Genomic DNA, 775 nt, shown 5'->3' with positions numbered 1-775 from the left:
GGTGATGTGGGGGTGGGTGGTGAGGGTGGTTTCTATTTCGGTGGGTTCGATGCGGAAGCCGCGGATTTTGATCTGGGTGTCGGTGCGGCCGGTGTAGTGGAGGTGGCCTTGGGGGGTCCAGTGGGCTTGGTCGCCGGTGCGGTAGAGGCGGGTGCCGGGGGGTCCGTAGGGGTTGGGGATGAAGTGGGTGGCGGTGGTGGTGGGTTGGTTGAGGTAGCCGTGGGCGATGCCGTGTCCGGCGAGGTAGAGCTCGCCGGTGGTGCCGGGGGGTGTGGGGTTGAGGTGGTGGTCGAGGATGTAGGCGGTTTTGTTGGTGATGGGGGTGCCAATGGGGATGGTGGTGGGGGGTGTGGTGGTGGGTGTGAGGGTGTGGGTGGTGGTGAAGCCCATGGATTCCGCGGGGCCGTAGCCGTTGGTGATGGTGAGGTGGGGGTGGGTGGTGTGGAGTTGGTGGGTGTGGGTGGGGGAGGCGGGTTCGCCGCCGGTGAAGGCGGTGTGGGGGGTGGCGAAGGTGTGGGGGGCTTCGTCGGTGAGGTGGTTGAAGAGGCTGGAGGAGAGTTGGAGCATGGTGATGCGGTGGCGGGTGGTGAGTCGGGTGATGTGGGTGGGTTCGGGGCGTTGTCCGGGTTGCAGGACGGTGGTCGCTCCGTGGAGGAGGGCGCCCCAGAATTCGAGGCTGAAGGCGTCCCAGGAGACCGGTGAGCACTGCAGGAAGACCTCGTCGGGTCCGAAGCGTGCGTAGGTCTGGGCGGTGACGGTGGAGACCAGGTTGCGG

1 protein-coding gene is annotated in these 775 nt (G+C 66.8%); it reads right to left on the bottom strand.

Translation table 11 applies throughout. The annotated features are described in order from the left end of the window. Positions 1-775, bottom strand: a 775-nt coding sequence (locus tag ACFO3J_RS35900) for an AMP-binding protein (RefSeq protein ID WP_386439082.1), incomplete at both ends; no start/stop codon positions are given.

The organism is Streptomyces polygonati, assembly GCF_042650325.1.
GTDB classification, from domain to species: Bacteria; Actinomycetota; Actinomycetes; order Streptomycetales; family Streptomycetaceae; genus Actinacidiphila; species Actinacidiphila polygonati.
This window is presented reverse-complemented; position numbering and strand designations above follow the sequence as displayed.